Below are 14,779 nucleotides of genomic sequence, written 5' to 3'. Positions count from 1 at the left end.
AATGAGCAATCTTGCTGATGAACTAAAGCAAATGATTATTGATGTTCTAGCACTAGAAGATATTACTATTGCCGATATTGATACAGAAGCTCCATTATTTGGAGAAGGTCTAGGATTAGACTCAATTGACGCACTTGAGTTGGGACTGGCTTTGAAAAAGCGTTACAACATTCATTTAAATGCAGAGTCGGATGAAACCAAACAGCATTTTAAGTCAATCCAGAGCTTGGTTGCTTTAGTTGAAGCACAACAGAAGTCATAAGGAGCGTGATGATGTTATCTCAAGAGCAAGTACTAACTAAACTCCGCGAATGGATGGAAGATTTGTTTGAAATTGAACCGGAGTCTGTTCAACTCGATTCGAACCTTTATTCTGATCTTGATGTAGACAGCATTGATGCGGTCGATTTAGTTGTAAAAATTAAAGAGTTAACAGGCAAGCAAGTAAAGCCTGAAGACTTTAAAAATGTGAGAACCGTGCTTGATGTGGTGACGGTTATTCAGAATATGACTGCTGAATGAAGTTTGTTCTTAAAGGGATAATGACGGCACTTTTTGTGCTGTATCCCTTTATTGTGGGCTGGAGTTTGACGCATGACCAATTTGTCTGGGTGAGTGCTTTACTCATCGGGTTGGGTGTGATCAGACTTTTTAGCAAAGGCAACTCGTTATTATGGCCATTAACGGGTTTTGCTATCGTTTGCGGCGGTCTAAGTTTATTGTTACATGACCATGCTTGGCTAAAGTTATATCCAGTGGGGATGAGTCTAGGTGCATTAATTATTTTTGCGCTGACACTGATTAAGCCGCCATCTATGATTGAACGCTTTGCCCGACTCGTTGAACCTGATTTACCTGCTTCTGGGGTGCAGTGGACCAGACAGGTGACTAAAGTTTGGTGTGTTTTCTTTTTTTGTAATGCACTGATTGCTTTAAGTACTGTGCTTTTTACCTCAACTCAAGTTTGGGTCATTTATAATGGCTTTATTTCTTATGTGCTGATGGGCATTTTGTTCCTTGGCGAATTTATTTTGCGCAAGCGACATCAGCGTTTGCATTCTTCAAATCATTAATTAAAAACTATGTATTGCCATTTTCAGAAATTCATCGATTCAGCTCAGCCACTTTGTATAGACGGTGCTCTGCACTCGACCAGTTTTAATTACTTTTGGCAGGATGTGGCCTTACAAGCTACTGCAATTGCTCAAATGGAAAATCTAACTTGGGCTTTATGGGAAGCAGATAGCTATGAATTTCTGGTTTTATTCTTTGCTGCTTTACTAGCGAAAAAACAAATACTTTTACCACCAAATCGGGTACGTGAACTAGAACAAGATTTTGCAGCACAGCAGATTTATTTTTTAAAGCGCCAAAATACTGAAAAAGTTTTTCCCTTATCTTTAATCTTAGACGATGCTTTTTTAGAGCAGGCGCAACTCTATTTTTATACATCAGGTTCAACTGGTGAACCTAAAAAAATCCCAAGAACACTAAAACAATTACTCAACGAAGTTCAAGGGTTAAGCCAAAGCTTTAGTTTTGATGAACATGCAATTGCGATTGCAACTGTTAGTCATCAACATATTTATGGATTACTGTTTAAATTACTGCTACCACTTGCTACTGGTCGAAGTTTTTATGCGCCTCAAATGGCATTCCCAGAAGATGTGGTACAAGCTCAAAAACAATTAGAAACGTTGGGATTAAGCAATTATTTGATATCGAGTCCTGCATTATTAAAACGCTGGACAACCGATGTCGTTTTGCAACACTGTCAAATGGTCTTTAGCTCTGGTGGCAAGCTAGACAGTGGTATTCGTCCTTACTTAAACCGTCCGATTATTGAAGTTTTGGGAAGTTCGGAAACTGGTGGTATTGCCCATCGTGCTAAAGATGAAGATGCTTGGACTGCGTTTAGTAATGTGGCTATTCGTATTGAAGACCAACAGCTCATCGTAAAAAGTAACCATGCCTTTGAGAATGACTGGATTATTACAGGTGATGGCGCAGCATGGACAGATGCAACATGTCAGACCTTTACGCTGATGGGACGTACAGATCGAATTGTAAAACTTGAAGAAAAGCGATTGAGTCTAGACGCGATTGAACAAAGTATTCAGGCTTTAGAGGTTGTAAAACATTGTCATGTACTTGTATTTGAACATGAGCAACGCCAAATGTTGGGTTGTATTGTTGTTCTGACAGGACAAGCTCGTGAGCAGTTACAACAGCATGGTAAGTCAGCTTTTGTCAGCCATTTAAAACAACAGTTGAAAGATAGCTTGGAAACGATTGCGATTCCACGTCAATGGCGTTTCCTCAGCCAGTTACCACAAAATACTCAGTCCAAACTCAATAAAAACTATTTGAAAACTCTATTTAAGCCTATGTTACAACCCGTGGTGCTGTCCCAGTCTCAAAATTCAGATGACTATATTTGGGAGTTAGAATTTCCACCTGAATTAGCGTGTTTTAAAGGGCATTTTCCAACGCAACCGATTTATCCTGGAGTTGGGCAGATCGGTTTTTTACAACATTTTGCTAAATCAATTTGGTCTGATTTGAGCTGGTGTCAGGGATATGAGCAGTTAAAATTCCAAAACCTGATTCGTCCTTATGCTGTGGTACAACTTAAGCTTGCTCGAAAAGAGCATAAAGTAATTTTTGAACTACGTGATTCAGAACAGATTCTGGCTTCAGGGCGACTATTATTTGCTTTGCAAACAGAAGCAGAGGGTTAAAAATGCAGACCAACTACGGCTTTGTTGTTCCCGTTTATAATCATCCACATTATTTAGCAGATTTGATTGCTTATCTGGATAGTTTCCATTTACCGATTGTGTTGGTCAATGATGGCAGTGATGCTGCATGTAGCCAAATTTTAAAAGCATTGGCAGAGCAATACTCCCAAATTCATCTTATTGAACATGAGGTAAATAAGGGTAAGGGGCAAGCCGTAATGACTGGTTTACGTGTAGCTTATGAGCTTGGGTTAAGTCATGCATTACAACTCGATTCGGATGGTCAACACTGCTGGGATGACATTCCAAAATTTATTGAGCAGTCTCAGCAACATCCCGATGCGATGGTGATTGGTCAGCCATACTTTGATGCCTCTATTCCTAAAAAGCGCTTATATGGCCGTTACATTACCCATTTTTGGGTCTGGTTAAACAGTTTGTCTTTTGAAATTAAAGACAGTATGTGCGGATTTCGTGTGTATCCGCTCGCGAGCACGATAAGGGTTTTAAATAGTGCTAAATTCCAGCCACGTATGGGTTTTGATAGTGAAATTTTAGTACGTTTAAAATGGGAAAATACCTCTTTTATTAATGTACCAACACCTGTGGTTTATCCAGAGCAGGGAATTTCTCATTTTCATGCTTGGCGAGATAACTTAGGGCTAAGCAAAGCGCATGCAACTTTATTTATGGGCATGCTGATTCGCTTACCGAAGCTATTAAAACAAAAGCTGCAAGGTTAATTATGACAGATTCAGCTTCACCAAAATGGAACGACATTAAAGAGCGAGGCGGTATGTTGCCCCTCATGCTGATGTTGTGGTTTTACCGTTTTGGTGGACGTTGGTTATGCAAGTTGGTGATGTACTTCGTCATTATGTGGTATTGGTTATTTGCTGCCACAGCAAGACAGGCTTCCTTACTTTATTTACAAAAACTGCATCATTTTGCTGGATCACAGACTCCCTTTAGCCACCAACCAAATTGGACAAATAGCTACGCGCATTTCATGCAATTTGGCGAATGTATTTTAGATAAGATTGAGGGTTGGCTAGGCAATATTCCAGAGCAGGAGCTACAAGTTTTTGGACATGAAAACTTCTCTCAGCATTATCAAAAAGGTGCTCTGATTGTTGTCTCTCACTTCGGCAATATTGAATTGCTTCGAGCAATTAAGTCAGAGCATCCACAGAAAATTAATGTGCTGGTTTACCAAAAGCACGCGACCAAATTTAATGAGTTTTTGAAAAAAATAAATGATAAGGCAGATGTGTGTCTTTTATCAGTTGATGAGCTGGGTATTGAAACTGCAATGCTATTGCAAGACAAGATGCAACAAGGTGAATGGGTCATTGTGGCGGCAGATCGAGTACCTGTGCAGTCAGATCGTGTTCAGCAAATTGATTTTTTAGGGGAGCCTGCATCCTTCCCTCAAGGTGCATGGATTTTAGCAAATTTACTCAAAGTACCTGTTATTGCAGTGTTTTGTTATCGAGTGCAACAGCAGTTTCAAGTGCATATTCATTCAATTGCCGAGCAGGTAAATTTACCGCGTGCTCACCGTATTGAAAGTATGCAAACCATCACTAAAACATACGTTGCCGTTCTAGAACAGCATTGTCTGCGCGCCCCTTATCAATGGTTTAATTTTTATAATTTTTGGACGAAATAACATGCGTGTGTTAACCGTAGGTGAACAGCCACTGAGTATTGAAGATGTCGTTTCTGTAGCTAGAGGCGAATGTCAGGTTGCTTTACCTGAAACGTCTGAGTGGCGTGAACTGATTCAAAAAGGTGCTGATTTTCTCGATCAGCTCCTTGAAGAAGAAGGGGTTATCTACGGTGTGACCACTGGTTATGGGGACTCATGTTTAGTTGAAGTGCCATTGCATCAGGTTAATGAACTACCGCTACATCTTTCTCGTTTTCATGGTTGTGGTTTAGGTGAAAATTTAGACGTCATCACCGCACGTGCAGTAGTCGTAACGCGTTTATGTTCGTTAGCTCGCGGTTATTCAGGTGTGTCTTTAACTTTGCTTGAACGTCTGACGTGGCTGCTAAATGAAAATGTAATTCCAGTCATTCCATCTGAAGGTTCAGTCGGAGCAAGTGGTGACTTAACGCCGTTGTCTTATATTGCGGGAACATTAGTCGGTGAGCGTGATGTCTATGTTAATGGACAAATTGTTCCAGTTGCTCAGGTGTATGCTGAAAAAGGGTTGCAGTCTTTAACGCTCAGACCTAAAGAAGGTTTGGCGCTCATGAATGGCACAGCGGTGATGACAGCGATTGCTTGTTTGAATTATAAAAAAGCAGAGCAGATTGCACTCGCAAGTACTTTAATTACCGCCCTGAATGTATTGGCGCTAGAGGGGAATCCTAGTCATTTTGATGAAGTGCTGTTTGCACAAAAGCCCCATCCAGGGCAACAGCAAATAGCAAAGCAATTACGTGAATGGCTGAATAGTGAAGTACAAACGGCACATCAAAGTCCGCGTTTGCAAGACCGTTATTCGCTTCGTTGTGCACCGCATATTATTGGTGTGTTTGAAGACTCAAAAGTATGGTTACGTCAGTTTATTGAAAATGAGCTGAATTCAAGTAACGATAACCCATTGATTGATCCTGTTGGTATGCGTGTATTGCATGGCGGTCATTTTTACGGTGGGCATATTGCACAAGCAATGGATAGCTTAAAAATTATGATTGCCAATATTGCTGATTTGATGGATAGACAGATTGCACAGTTGGTTGACCACAAAATGAATCATGGTCTGCCACGTAATTTAACAGGTGCGACAGCTGAACGTTTACCACTGAATCATGGCTTTAAAGCGGTACAAATTGGGGTATCAGCATGGACAGCTGAAGCTTTGAAAAATACTTTAGCAGCTTCAATTTTTTCACGTTCAACCGAATGTCATAACCAAGACAAAGTCAGTATGGGAACCATTGCTGCGCGTGATGCGAGCCGTGTGATTACCTTGACACAGCAAGTCATTGCAGCGCTGTGCTGCGCGAGTGTGCAGGCGATTCATTTGAAAGGTTTAACGGCACAGCTCAGTCCGACATTGCAGGCATTTATGCAATGGACCTTACAAAGCTTTGCATTTGTCGAAGAAGACCGACCATTACAAACCGAACTACAACAGATTGTTGATCGTTTAGACCAACTTGAATTGTTTAATCAACCAGAACTTATGGGATAAGGTGAGCCAATGCATGCAGATGTAATCATTGAAATTCCATTTCATGATGTCGATACCATGAATGTGGTTTGGCATGGACACTATTTAAAATACTTTGAGATTGCGCGCTGTAAATTACTCGATCAATTTCATTATAACTATATGCAAATGAAAGAATCAGGCTATGCATGGCCTGTGATTGAAAGCCACGTTCGCTATGCATATGGGATTGAGTTTGAACAAAAGATCCGCGTTCGAGCCATTTTAAAAGAATGGGAAAACCGCTTAAAAATTGATTATTTGATTTTTGATGCTGAATCTGGGAAACGTTTAACCAAAGGTTATACCACACAGGTGGCGGTGAATATTGAAGCCCGTGAAATGTGTTTTCAGTCACCTCAAGTTTTGTTTGATCGTTTGAATGCGTGGTCTGAGTTTCAACCGAAGAGGAATGCGTGATGTCTAAATTCATCAAAACTTTAGGTTTAGGTGCTGCTGTTTGGATGAGCAGTTTAAGTGCAGTCTATGCAGCGCCAACACAGATCACTCAAATTTTTCAGCAACTGTCACAGTCTCCTACGGTTCGTGCTGATTTCGAACAGCAAAAAAAATTGCCATCGTTGAATAAAACTTTTGTATCGAACGGCTCATTGTTGTTCTCAAAATCTTATGGTGTAGCGTGGCAAATCAAACGACCTGTAAAAGCAGATTTGATTGTTACCCCAACCAAATTGGTACAGAAAACTCAGCGTACATTTAGCCAAATACAAGTTGATCAATCGCCATATAGTTCGGTCGCGACTTTATTCTTACAGCTCATGTCTGGTAATGAGCAGGCCTTAGCAAAGAATTTTAATGTGGTAAGTGCGAATTATAGTCCAGCGGGGTGGAGCATGAGCTTAACCCCGAAAAGTAGCTTGTTTAAAAAGTTATTTGTGCGTGTTGATGCTCAAGGTCACCAGTACGTCAACCAAATCGTGATTACTGAGAAAGCAAATAATTTAACGACTATTCGCTTTAGTCACCAGACTTCTCAACCGACGACTTTAACGGCTACTGAGCATGCGCTTTTCCAACTGGCAAAATAAGTTTACCGCGCTTTGGTTAATTGCTCTGCTGTTCATTGCAGTGGGGCTTGGCATGACGTGGTTGAATAAAGATATTCATATTCAAACCAATATTTTTGCGTTGTTGCCTAAAGTACAGCAAGACCCAGAACTTGCACGTACTCAGCAGTACATGAATGAGCAACTTAACAATAAAGTATTTGTGGTGGTAGATGCCAAAGATGAGACTGCGATACAACAAGCGACTCATTTTTTAACAGCGCAAGCGAAGCAAAGTGCGCTATGGCAGCCACTCAAACCACAGCTAGATTTTGATCAGTTTGCAAAACAGTTGTATCAACATCGAGCAGGCTTGTTGAGTGCTCAAGATCAAGCCTTATTGCAAAAAAAGGACTATGCTGCGCTGACTGAACAAAGTCTGATGCAGATGATGAGTCCAGGCATGCCTGTCACTGCTGAGTCACTGAAGCAAGATCCGCTATTATTATTCCCTCGTTATGCCATGCAGTTGGCAACGCCGTCACAGCAAGATATTGAAATAGAGCAGGGCTTTGCCACAATTCATCATGAGCAAGGTATCTCTCGGCTTTTCGTATTACAGTTGACGCAAAGCCCATACAATATTGATTATCAAGAACAGACATCTACTTGGATTGAGCAAACTAAGCAAAAGTTAGCTGCAATGGGATTAAAATCTCATTGGACTGGAACTATTTTATTTTCAAATTTTGGCACGCAATCGGCCAAACAGGAAATCTCAACCATTGGTGTTGGCTCGACACTGGGCTTAATTTTTCTGGTTTGGTTCGGCTTTCGCTCACTGCGACCTTTGGCGACCGAGTTTATTGCAGTTTCGACTGGAAGCTTTGTGGCGTTTGCGGTCACACATTGGGTGTTTGGTGAAATTCACTTAATGACATTAGTTTTTGGTGCGAGTCTGATTGGTGTCTGTGTCGATTTTTCATTTTATTTTATGGCGATGCAATCGCAGCATAGAAAGCTGGGTGGTTTTCAAATTTTAAAACCGCTATTACCAAGTTTGTTTATGGGTTTAATGACCACATTGGTTGCTTACATCTTTTTGAGTTTTACTCCATTTCCTGGGTTTAAGCAGATTGCCGTCTTTTCAATTGTGGGATTAACTGCGGCGTGGATCAGCAGTGTACTGCTATTACCAAGATTACCTGCACTCAATGCCCAGCCAGCAATAAAAGCACTGTCGTGGATTGGACAAGCACGCTTATGGTTTCAGCAGCGAACCAAGATACGTCATGGCTTGATTGCAGTTATTTTAGCAATAGGTACGGCGAGTCTTTTCTATCTTAAAAGTAACGATGATATTCGTAACTTACAAGGTATGGACGCGAGCTTAAAACAGCAGGACCAAGCGGTTCGTGAGCAATTTGGTCAGCAACAAAGCAGTGATTATTTTGTGGTGCGTGCAGCATCTGCAAATGAAATGCAGCAACAAGAGCAGCAACTGATTGGACACTTGCAACAGTTACAATCACAAGGGAAAATTAGTGCATTTCAAGCTCTGGGTCAATGGATTCCACCATTGGCAGCGCAGCAAAATAATCTACAATTATTAAGAAATATTCCAAAAGCGACTTTGCTGCAATATGCACAAAGTATGGGGCTAAATGTTAATGATGTTTTACATTGGCAACAGCAACTAGCGACACAACCACTATTAGATTTTTCGGTATTTAAAGATCACCCATTAGCTTTTCTACAACCTCAACCTAATGAACGATTAGTGATGGTGACAGGGGTAAAACAGCCTGATGTGTTAAAGCAGCTTCAGAATGAGCACATACATTTTCAGCAACCGATTACCGAAATGTCGCAAATGTTTGCCGAACATCGAGTGCAGGCTCAACATCTTCTGATTTATGCCTTAATTGGTCTGGCGATTGGTTTGGCGCTTGTTTATGGATTAAGTTCGATTGTGCCTTTGGTCCTGCCAGTCAGTTTGGCTTTACTAAGCACTTTTGCTGTTCAGGCATGGTTAGGTGTCGAGATTAACCTGTTTAGTATTATGGCGACTTTCCTGATTATTGGGATTGGCGTTGACTATGCAATTTTCTACCGACATGGACATGATCACCCGCAAGTAGTTGGAATGGCATTATTTTTATGTATGATGTCGACTTTACTTGGCTTTGGATTACTTTCATTTAGCCATACTTATGCAATTCATTGTTTTGGTTTAACGGTTTTATTCGGGGTTATTTTCTCATTTATCTATGCGACTTTGTTAACCCCCGCAGATGAAAAACATATTGTAAATTTACAAGACCATTCATAATTTGAATAAATTAAAAAGGAAGTTGTGCTATGAGCACTATAGAAAAAATTGATGTCGTGATTATTGGGGCTGGGCCATCAGGTAGTTCTGCTGCTGCACTTCTTCGAAAAAAGGGCTATACCGTTACGGTCATTGAAAAACAGTATTTCCCTCGTTTTTCGATTGGTGAATCATTGTTACCGCAATCTATGGCATTTTTAGAAGAGGCTGGTTTATTAGAAACAGTCCGTGAGCATGTTGAGCAATATGCTTTTCAATTTAAAAATGGAGCAGCTTTTTTACGCGGCAAACAGCATAGCTTTTATGACTTTACTGAAAAATTTACCGATGGTCCGGGCACAACTTGGCAAGTTCGCCGTGCAGATTTTGACAATTTGCTAGCAAAGCAGGCTCAAGTTTATGGCGCAGACATACGCTTTGGACATGAGGTTTTAGATGTTGATGTTGTATCTGAACAGCCTTTACTTTCCGTGTTAGATGCAGAACAACAACGTTATCAGATTCAAACTAAATTCTTGTTAGATGCGAGTGGCTTTGGGCGAATTTTGCCAAAGTTATTAGATTTAGAGAGCCCATCAAATTTTCCGGTACGACGTGCACTGTTTACTCATATTGAAGATGGAATTACTGATGATCCTGAATTTGACCGTAATAAAATTTTAATTACCGTTCATGAAAAAGATCATCGTGCATGGTATTGGCTGATTCCATTTGCAGATGGACGGGCTTCTTTTGGTATCGTTGCAGAACAAGATTTTTTTGACAAATACACGGTCGAAAATGCTGAAGATAACGAACCTGAGGCAATGTTTAAGCGTATTTTGACTGATGAAACAAGCTTGTCACATGTACTACGCCGTGCAAAGTTTGATACACCAGTACGTACTTTGGTGGGCTACTCAGCGAATGTGAAACACTTGGCAGACCGCAACTATGCGCTATTAGGTAATGCGGGTGAGTTTCTTGATCCAGTCTTTTCATCAGGTGTAACGATTGCTCTTAAATCTTCAAGTTTGGCTGTTCCTTTGGTTGAAAGAGTTTTACAAGGTGAGCAAGTCGACTGGTTAGAAGAATATGAAAAACCATTACGCCGTGGCATTCAGGTATTTCGTGCTTATGTTGAGTCATGGTACGAAGGCGAGTTTCAAGATGTGGTGTTCTCACAAAATCAGAATGAAGGTATTCGCCGTATGATTTCTTCATTATTGGCTGGTTATGCGTGGGATGAAAAAAATCCGATTCATAAAAATGCCAAACGTAGACTTACTACTTTGGCAGAATATTGTCGTGAAGGGTTGGCGCAAGAACAGGTACTTGAGGGATAACCATGCAACGCAAATGGGCAACGATATTACTCAGTAGCTTTTTATTTTTAAATGGTTGTCAGGTCATGCCACATGCCAAAGGACTGCAAAGTCCTCTATGGCAGGCTCAGACTTATCAACGGCAAGATCAGGTTGAAGTTCAGTGGAAGCAGCAAAGTTTTAGCTTCTTGTTATATCAACAGCAAAAGGGCGCTGTACTGGATATGGTCGCTTTAAGCCTGACAGGCCAGCAATTATTTAAGTTACAGTTTGATGGGCATCGGGTTCATGTTGAACAGCGTATTGATCAAATGCGTTTATTGCCTTTTGAGTTTGTGGTGCGTGACCTTTTGTTTGCGACATATCCTCAGTTTTCACATTTAGGACAGCAAGCTGTAGAGATGAAACAACAAGCAGACAAGCAGGTTGTTTATATTGAAAAGCAGCCTGTATTGCAGCTTAAACAAGGGCAAGGAAGCATTGAATTGATTAATGAACAAGTCCCTTATACCATGACGCTGAGTTCGATTGAGAACACCTTGCAGACAGAAGAAAGTTCTACGCCATGAAACATCTACCTTCAGAAAATGCAGCTCCAATGGCAGTAGGCATACAATTTAGTGTTGGTTTATCTGCATTAGGCTGCGAACTTAATCAAATCAAACAAGCATTACACCAGCCCGAGCAAACCTTGAGTTTGCGTAATGATTTAATCGCTGATCGTGATGTTTGGGTGGGGCAATATACGCATCCATTATGTTCGAGCGTACCTGATACTTTACAGTCTGTAGATTCACGTAATCTACGTTTTGCATTAACCGCATTATCTAAAATTGAAACAGAGTTAAAAGCTTATACAGCAACCTTTGAAAATAAACGTTTGGCCATTGTAGTGGGCACATCGACTTCTGGTATTGCAGATAATGAATTATTACTTAAGCAATATTTTCAAGGGCAAACAGATCTATCGATATCTCATTATCCCCAAGAAATGAGCTGTTTAGCGAAAGCATTACAGCAGTACTTGGGATGGGAAGGACCTGCCTACACGATTTCAACTGCTTGTTCTTCTAGCGCTAAAGCATTAGCCGCAGGGCAGCGATTACTTCACGCAGATTTAGCAGATGTTGTGCTGGTGGGTGGCGTCGACACTTTGTGCAAGTTGACCCTAAATGGATTTAATAGTTTAGAAAGTTTATCTGAACATATTTGCCAACCCTGCGGTGTAAACCGTGATGGTATTAATATTGGTGAAGCTGCTGCGTTTTTTGTACTAAGTAAAGAACAAGCGCCTGTCATGTTAATGGGGGCGGGTGAATCTATGGATGCATGGCATATTTCGGCTCCCCATCCTGAAGGCAAAGGTGCAGCTTTAGCTATGCAACGTGCATTAGATATGGCACATATTTCCGCTCAAGAGGTGGGTTATATCAACTTGCACGGAACAGCAACTCCACAAAATGACGCAATGGAAATTAAGGCTGTACGACAAGTTTTTGGTGATTACCCAGTGGCTTTAAGTAGTACCAAGCATAAAACTGGACATTGTCTCGGAGCAGCAGGTGCCATAGAAGCTTTTATTTGTGAACAGATTCTAAAAGATCAAAGTTGGTTGCCTTTACATCAAAATGTTGAGGTTGATCCGGATTTGGCGGACCAAAACTATGTGCAAGAAGCAGAGTTAACACAGCCCATTCGCTATGTCATGAGTAATTCTTTTGCTTTTGGGGGAAGTAATATTAGTCTTGTTTTTGGAGTGAAACCCGAATGAAACTGGATGCAATTCAATATATTCCTCATGAACAGCCGATGGTATTTATCGACCATTTAACTGAGGTTGCAGAAGGGCGGGCGCAAGCAGAACTCACGATTACGCCAGAGCTGATGTTTTGTGAAGCAGAAGGTTTGCCGACATGGGCAAGTATTGAAATTATGGCACAAACGATTAGTGCTTATTCAGGCTGGCAAGGTAAGCAGTCAAAACAAGCGCCAAAAGTCGGTTTTTTATTGGGAACGCGTAAATTACATTTACCGATCCCTTATTTCGCCTTGGGTTCACGATTGATCATTCAAATAGAGCAACAATATTTTCATGAAGGACTTGGGCAATTTTCCTGTGAAATTCAATATGCTGAACACCGCATTCAGGCAATGTTAAGTGTATTTGAACCTACAGAAACACCATTTGAATAACCACAAAGAATTAGGAATATAGTGTGACAAGACGAATTTTAGTAACGGGTTCAAGTCGAGGAATTGGGAAGGCGATTGCATTACAACTCGCAAAGGCTGGTTTTGATGTGACTGTACATGCACGTTCGCGTCAGGCAGAGGCTGAGCAAGTTGTCCAAGAGATTCAAGCCTTAGGACAAAATAGCCATTATTTAATGTTTGATGTAAATGAACGCCAGACGGTTCAACAAATTTTAGAACAAGATGTAGAGCAGCATGGCGCTTTCTATGGGGTCGTACTCAATGCAGGTCTTACTCATGATGGAGCTTTCCCTGCACTCACCGATCAAGATTGGGATGAAGTGATTTCGACTTCCTTAGATGGTTTTTATAATGTTTTAAAACCGCTCATCATGCCAATGATCCATTTACGCAAAGGTGGCCGTATTGTCACTTTATCTTCTGTGTCTGGAATTATGGGGAACCGTGGTCAGGTCAACTACAGTGCTGCAAAAGCAGGTTTGATTGGTGCGACCAAAGCTTTGGCACTTGAATTGGCGAAGCGAAAAATTACAGTGAATTGTGTTGCACCTGGGCTCATTGAGACCGAAATGGTGACAGATGAAGTTAAAGAACATGCGCTTAAAATGATTCCATTGCAACGTATGGGACAGGTCGATGAAGTGGCGAGCGTAGTGAAATTCTTATGTTCAGATGAAGCCTCTTATGTAACTCGACAGGTGATCTCTGTGAATGGAGGACTCATCTGATGAAGCGTGTGGTTGTGACAGGAATGGCGGGAATTACCTCTTTAGGTGAAACTGCCGATGACATCTTTGCGCGATTTGAAGCTGCTAAAAGTGGTATTCGTTACATGCCCGAGTGGGAGCAATATGTTGACCTTCGGACCAAGCTTGCTGGACCTGTGGAATCTTTTCATATTCCAAAACATTTTAACCGTAAAGTCACCCGCGGAATGGGCCGTGTTGCTCTCATGTCGGTGGTTTGTGCCGAAACTGCTTTACAAAATGCTGGTTTGCTTGGACATGAAATTTTATCTAGTGGGGAAGCGGGTGTTGCCTTTGGTTCTTCCGCGGGTAGTGTAGATGCCGTGGGTGAGTTTGCTAGCATGTTGCTTCATCAGAGCATGAGTAAGATCAATGCAACTACTTATATTCGTATGATGGCGCACACAAGTGCCGTGAACATGACCGTATATTTTGGTCTTAAAGGCTTAACTTTACCTACCTCAAGCGCCTGTACCTCTGGTTCTATGGCGATTGGGCAAGCCTATGAAGCCATTAAATATGGCAAACAACAGGTCATGATTGCGGGTGGGGCAGAGGAACTCAGTGCGGCAGGAGCAGCGGTTTTTGATGTATTGTTCGCGACCAGTGGAATGAATGACCAACCAGAAAAAACACCGCGTCCATTTGATGCTAAACGAGATGGATTGGTGATTGGTGAAGGCGCAGGCTGTTTAATTTTAGAAGAATATGAGCATGCCAAAGCCCGCGGTGCTCATATTTATGCAGAGGTGATTGGCTATGGTAGCAATACCGATGGCCAACACGTCACTCGTCCTGAGTCAGAAATGATGGGGCGCTGTATGGAATTAGCGCTTAAAGATGCCTCTGTAGAAGCTAAAGACATTGCCTATGTAAATGCTCATGGGACTTCAACAGATCAGGGGGATGTAGCGGAGAGTCAAGCTACTGCAAAAGTTTTAGGCTATAAACCAATCAGCTCTTTAAAGAGTTATTTTGGACATACGCTGGGGGCGTGTGGAGCTATTGAAGCTTGGCTAAGTATCGAAATGATGAATCGTGGCCGTTTTATTCCAACTTTAAATCTAGATGAAATCGACCCACTATGTGGTGAACTGGATTATATCGTTCAGCAGCCGAGAAATTTGGATGCTGACATTATTATGAGCAATAACTTTGCTTTTGGTGGAATTAATACTTCGCTTATTTTTAAACGTGTTAAACAATAA

General features: G+C 41.3%; 16 protein-coding genes. All 16 read left to right on the top strand.

The features are described from left to right. Nucleotide 1: 1 nt before the first annotated feature. From POD11_RS09535 to POD11_RS09460, 16 genes are read left to right on the top strand one after another with little or no spacing between them, the layout of a single operon-like run. Entirely contained in the window at nt 2-262 is a 261-nt protein-coding gene (locus POD11_RS09535; RefSeq protein ID WP_000067033.1) for a phosphopantetheine-binding protein, read from the top strand. 5 nt (nt 263-267) lie between these two features. Then, nucleotides 268-522 (top strand): acyl carrier protein, encoded by a 255-nt coding sequence (locus POD11_RS09530; RefSeq protein WP_080649511.1) that lies wholly within the window; start codon nt 268-270, stop codon nt 520-522. Next, on the top strand, nt 519-1,073 hold the full coding sequence (locus POD11_RS09525) for a septation protein IspZ (protein ID WP_262457050.1): 555 nt from the start codon (nt 519-521) through the stop codon (nt 1,071-1,073). Before POD11_RS09530 ends, POD11_RS09525 begins: the two co-directional genes overlap by 4 nt. Before the next feature lie 9 nt (nt 1,074-1,082). Continuing rightward, nucleotides 1,083-2,741, top strand: a complete 1,659-nt coding sequence (locus tag POD11_RS09520; RefSeq protein WP_262457049.1) for an AMP-binding protein — start codon at nt 1,083-1,085, stop codon at nt 2,739-2,741. A 2-nt stretch (nt 2,742-2,743) separates the two neighbouring features. Next, a complete protein-coding gene (locus POD11_RS09515) occupies nt 2,744-3,484 on the top strand; it encodes a glycosyltransferase family 2 protein (RefSeq protein ID WP_262457048.1) in 741 nt (246 codons plus the stop codon). Between the two features lie 2 nt (nt 3,485-3,486). Then, the gene (locus POD11_RS09510; RefSeq protein WP_262457047.1) at nt 3,487-4,413 is read left to right on the top strand and encodes an LpxL/LpxP family acyltransferase; all 927 of its coding nucleotides are present in this window, start codon (nt 3,487-3,489) and stop codon (nt 4,411-4,413) included. Between the two features lies 1 nt (nt 4,414). Continuing rightward, the gene (locus POD11_RS09505; protein ID WP_262457046.1) at nt 4,415-5,950 is read left to right on the top strand and encodes an HAL/PAL/TAL family ammonia-lyase; all 1,536 of its coding nucleotides are present in this window, start codon (nt 4,415-4,417) and stop codon (nt 5,948-5,950) included. Between the two features lie 9 nt (nt 5,951-5,959). Next, a complete protein-coding gene (locus POD11_RS09500; RefSeq protein ID WP_000542808.1) occupies nt 5,960-6,388 on the top strand; it encodes an acyl-CoA thioesterase in 429 nt (142 codons plus the stop codon). After that, nucleotides 6,388-7,017 carry a LolA family protein gene (locus POD11_RS09495; RefSeq protein WP_262457045.1) on the top strand — a complete coding sequence of 210 codons (630 nt, stop codon included), beginning with the start codon at nt 6,388-6,390 and terminating at the stop codon, nt 7,015-7,017. Before POD11_RS09500 ends, POD11_RS09495 begins: the two co-directional genes overlap by 1 nt. Next, nucleotides 6,992-9,307: an MMPL family transporter gene (locus POD11_RS09490; RefSeq protein WP_262457044.1), complete on the top strand. Its 2,316-nt coding sequence runs from the start codon at nt 6,992-6,994 to the stop codon at nt 9,305-9,307. The genes POD11_RS09495 and POD11_RS09490 overlap by 26 nt, the downstream gene beginning before the upstream one ends. A 29-nt stretch (nt 9,308-9,336) precedes the next feature. Next, nucleotides 9,337-10,632 carry an NAD(P)/FAD-dependent oxidoreductase gene (locus POD11_RS09485; protein WP_262457043.1) on the top strand — a complete coding sequence of 432 codons (1,296 nt, stop codon included), beginning with the start codon at nt 9,337-9,339 and terminating at the stop codon, nt 10,630-10,632. Nucleotides 10,633-10,634: 2 nt separating this feature from the next. Beyond that, nucleotides 10,635-11,180, top strand: a complete 546-nt coding sequence (locus POD11_RS09480) for a DUF3261 domain-containing protein (protein ID WP_262457042.1) — start codon at nt 10,635-10,637, stop codon at nt 11,178-11,180. Beyond that, nucleotides 11,177-12,382, top strand: coding sequence for a beta-ketoacyl-[acyl-carrier-protein] synthase family protein (locus POD11_RS09475; protein ID WP_262457041.1), 1,206 nt, complete (start codon nt 11,177-11,179; stop codon nt 12,380-12,382). The genes POD11_RS09480 and POD11_RS09475 overlap by 4 nt, the downstream gene beginning before the upstream one ends. Next, the gene (locus POD11_RS09470; RefSeq protein WP_262457040.1) at nt 12,379-12,804 is read left to right on the top strand and encodes an ApeP family dehydratase; all 426 of its coding nucleotides are present in this window, start codon (nt 12,379-12,381) and stop codon (nt 12,802-12,804) included. The genes POD11_RS09475 and POD11_RS09470 overlap by 4 nt, the downstream gene beginning before the upstream one ends. A 23-nt stretch (nt 12,805-12,827) precedes the next feature. Continuing rightward, nucleotides 12,828-13,553 carry a 3-ketoacyl-ACP reductase FabG2 gene (locus POD11_RS09465; protein WP_014208360.1) on the top strand — a complete coding sequence of 242 codons (726 nt, stop codon included), beginning with the start codon at nt 12,828-12,830 and terminating at the stop codon, nt 13,551-13,553. Then, nucleotides 13,553-14,779 (top strand): beta-ketoacyl-ACP synthase, encoded by a 1,227-nt coding sequence (locus POD11_RS09460; RefSeq protein ID WP_016142224.1) that lies wholly within the window; start codon nt 13,553-13,555, stop codon nt 14,777-14,779. The genes POD11_RS09465 and POD11_RS09460 overlap by 1 nt, the downstream gene beginning before the upstream one ends.

Source organism: Acinetobacter sp. P1(2023), assembly GCF_028367635.1.
Taxonomy (GTDB): domain Bacteria; phylum Pseudomonadota; class Gammaproteobacteria; order Pseudomonadales; family Moraxellaceae; genus Acinetobacter; species Acinetobacter pittii_E.
This window is presented reverse-complemented; position numbering and strand designations above follow the sequence as displayed.

What these genes read in the sequence shown, in the direction of transcription:
- POD11_RS09535 (WP_000067033.1), top strand. Translation starts at nt 2, where the DNA reads ATGAGCAATCTTGCTGATGAACTAAAGCAAATGATTATTGATGTTCTA.
- POD11_RS09525 (WP_262457050.1), top strand. Translation starts at nt 519, where the DNA reads ATGAAGTTTGTTCTTAAAGGGATAATGACGGCACTTTTTGTGCTGTAT.
- POD11_RS09520 (WP_262457049.1), top strand. Translation starts at nt 1,083, where the DNA reads ATGTATTGCCATTTTCAGAAATTCATCGATTCAGCTCAGCCACTTTGT.
- POD11_RS09515 (WP_262457048.1), top strand. Translation starts at nt 2,744, where the DNA reads ATGCAGACCAACTACGGCTTTGTTGTTCCCGTTTATAATCATCCACAT.
- POD11_RS09510 (WP_262457047.1), top strand. Translation starts at nt 3,487, where the DNA reads ATGACAGATTCAGCTTCACCAAAATGGAACGACATTAAAGAGCGAGGC.
- POD11_RS09505 (WP_262457046.1), top strand. Translation starts at nt 4,415, where the DNA reads ATGCGTGTGTTAACCGTAGGTGAACAGCCACTGAGTATTGAAGATGTC.
- POD11_RS09500 (WP_000542808.1), top strand. Translation starts at nt 5,960, where the DNA reads ATGCATGCAGATGTAATCATTGAAATTCCATTTCATGATGTCGATACC.
- POD11_RS09495 (WP_262457045.1), top strand. Translation starts at nt 6,388, where the DNA reads ATGTCTAAATTCATCAAAACTTTAGGTTTAGGTGCTGCTGTTTGGATG.
- POD11_RS09490 (WP_262457044.1), top strand. Translation starts at nt 6,992, where the DNA reads ATGCGCTTTTCCAACTGGCAAAATAAGTTTACCGCGCTTTGGTTAATT.
- POD11_RS09485 (WP_262457043.1), top strand. Translation starts at nt 9,337, where the DNA reads ATGAGCACTATAGAAAAAATTGATGTCGTGATTATTGGGGCTGGGCCA.
- POD11_RS09480 (WP_262457042.1), top strand. Translation starts at nt 10,635, where the DNA reads ATGCAACGCAAATGGGCAACGATATTACTCAGTAGCTTTTTATTTTTA.
- POD11_RS09475 (WP_262457041.1), top strand. Translation starts at nt 11,177, where the DNA reads ATGAAACATCTACCTTCAGAAAATGCAGCTCCAATGGCAGTAGGCATA.
- POD11_RS09470 (WP_262457040.1), top strand. Translation starts at nt 12,379, where the DNA reads ATGAAACTGGATGCAATTCAATATATTCCTCATGAACAGCCGATGGTA.
- POD11_RS09460 (WP_016142224.1), top strand. Translation starts at nt 13,553, where the DNA reads ATGAAGCGTGTGGTTGTGACAGGAATGGCGGGAATTACCTCTTTAGGT.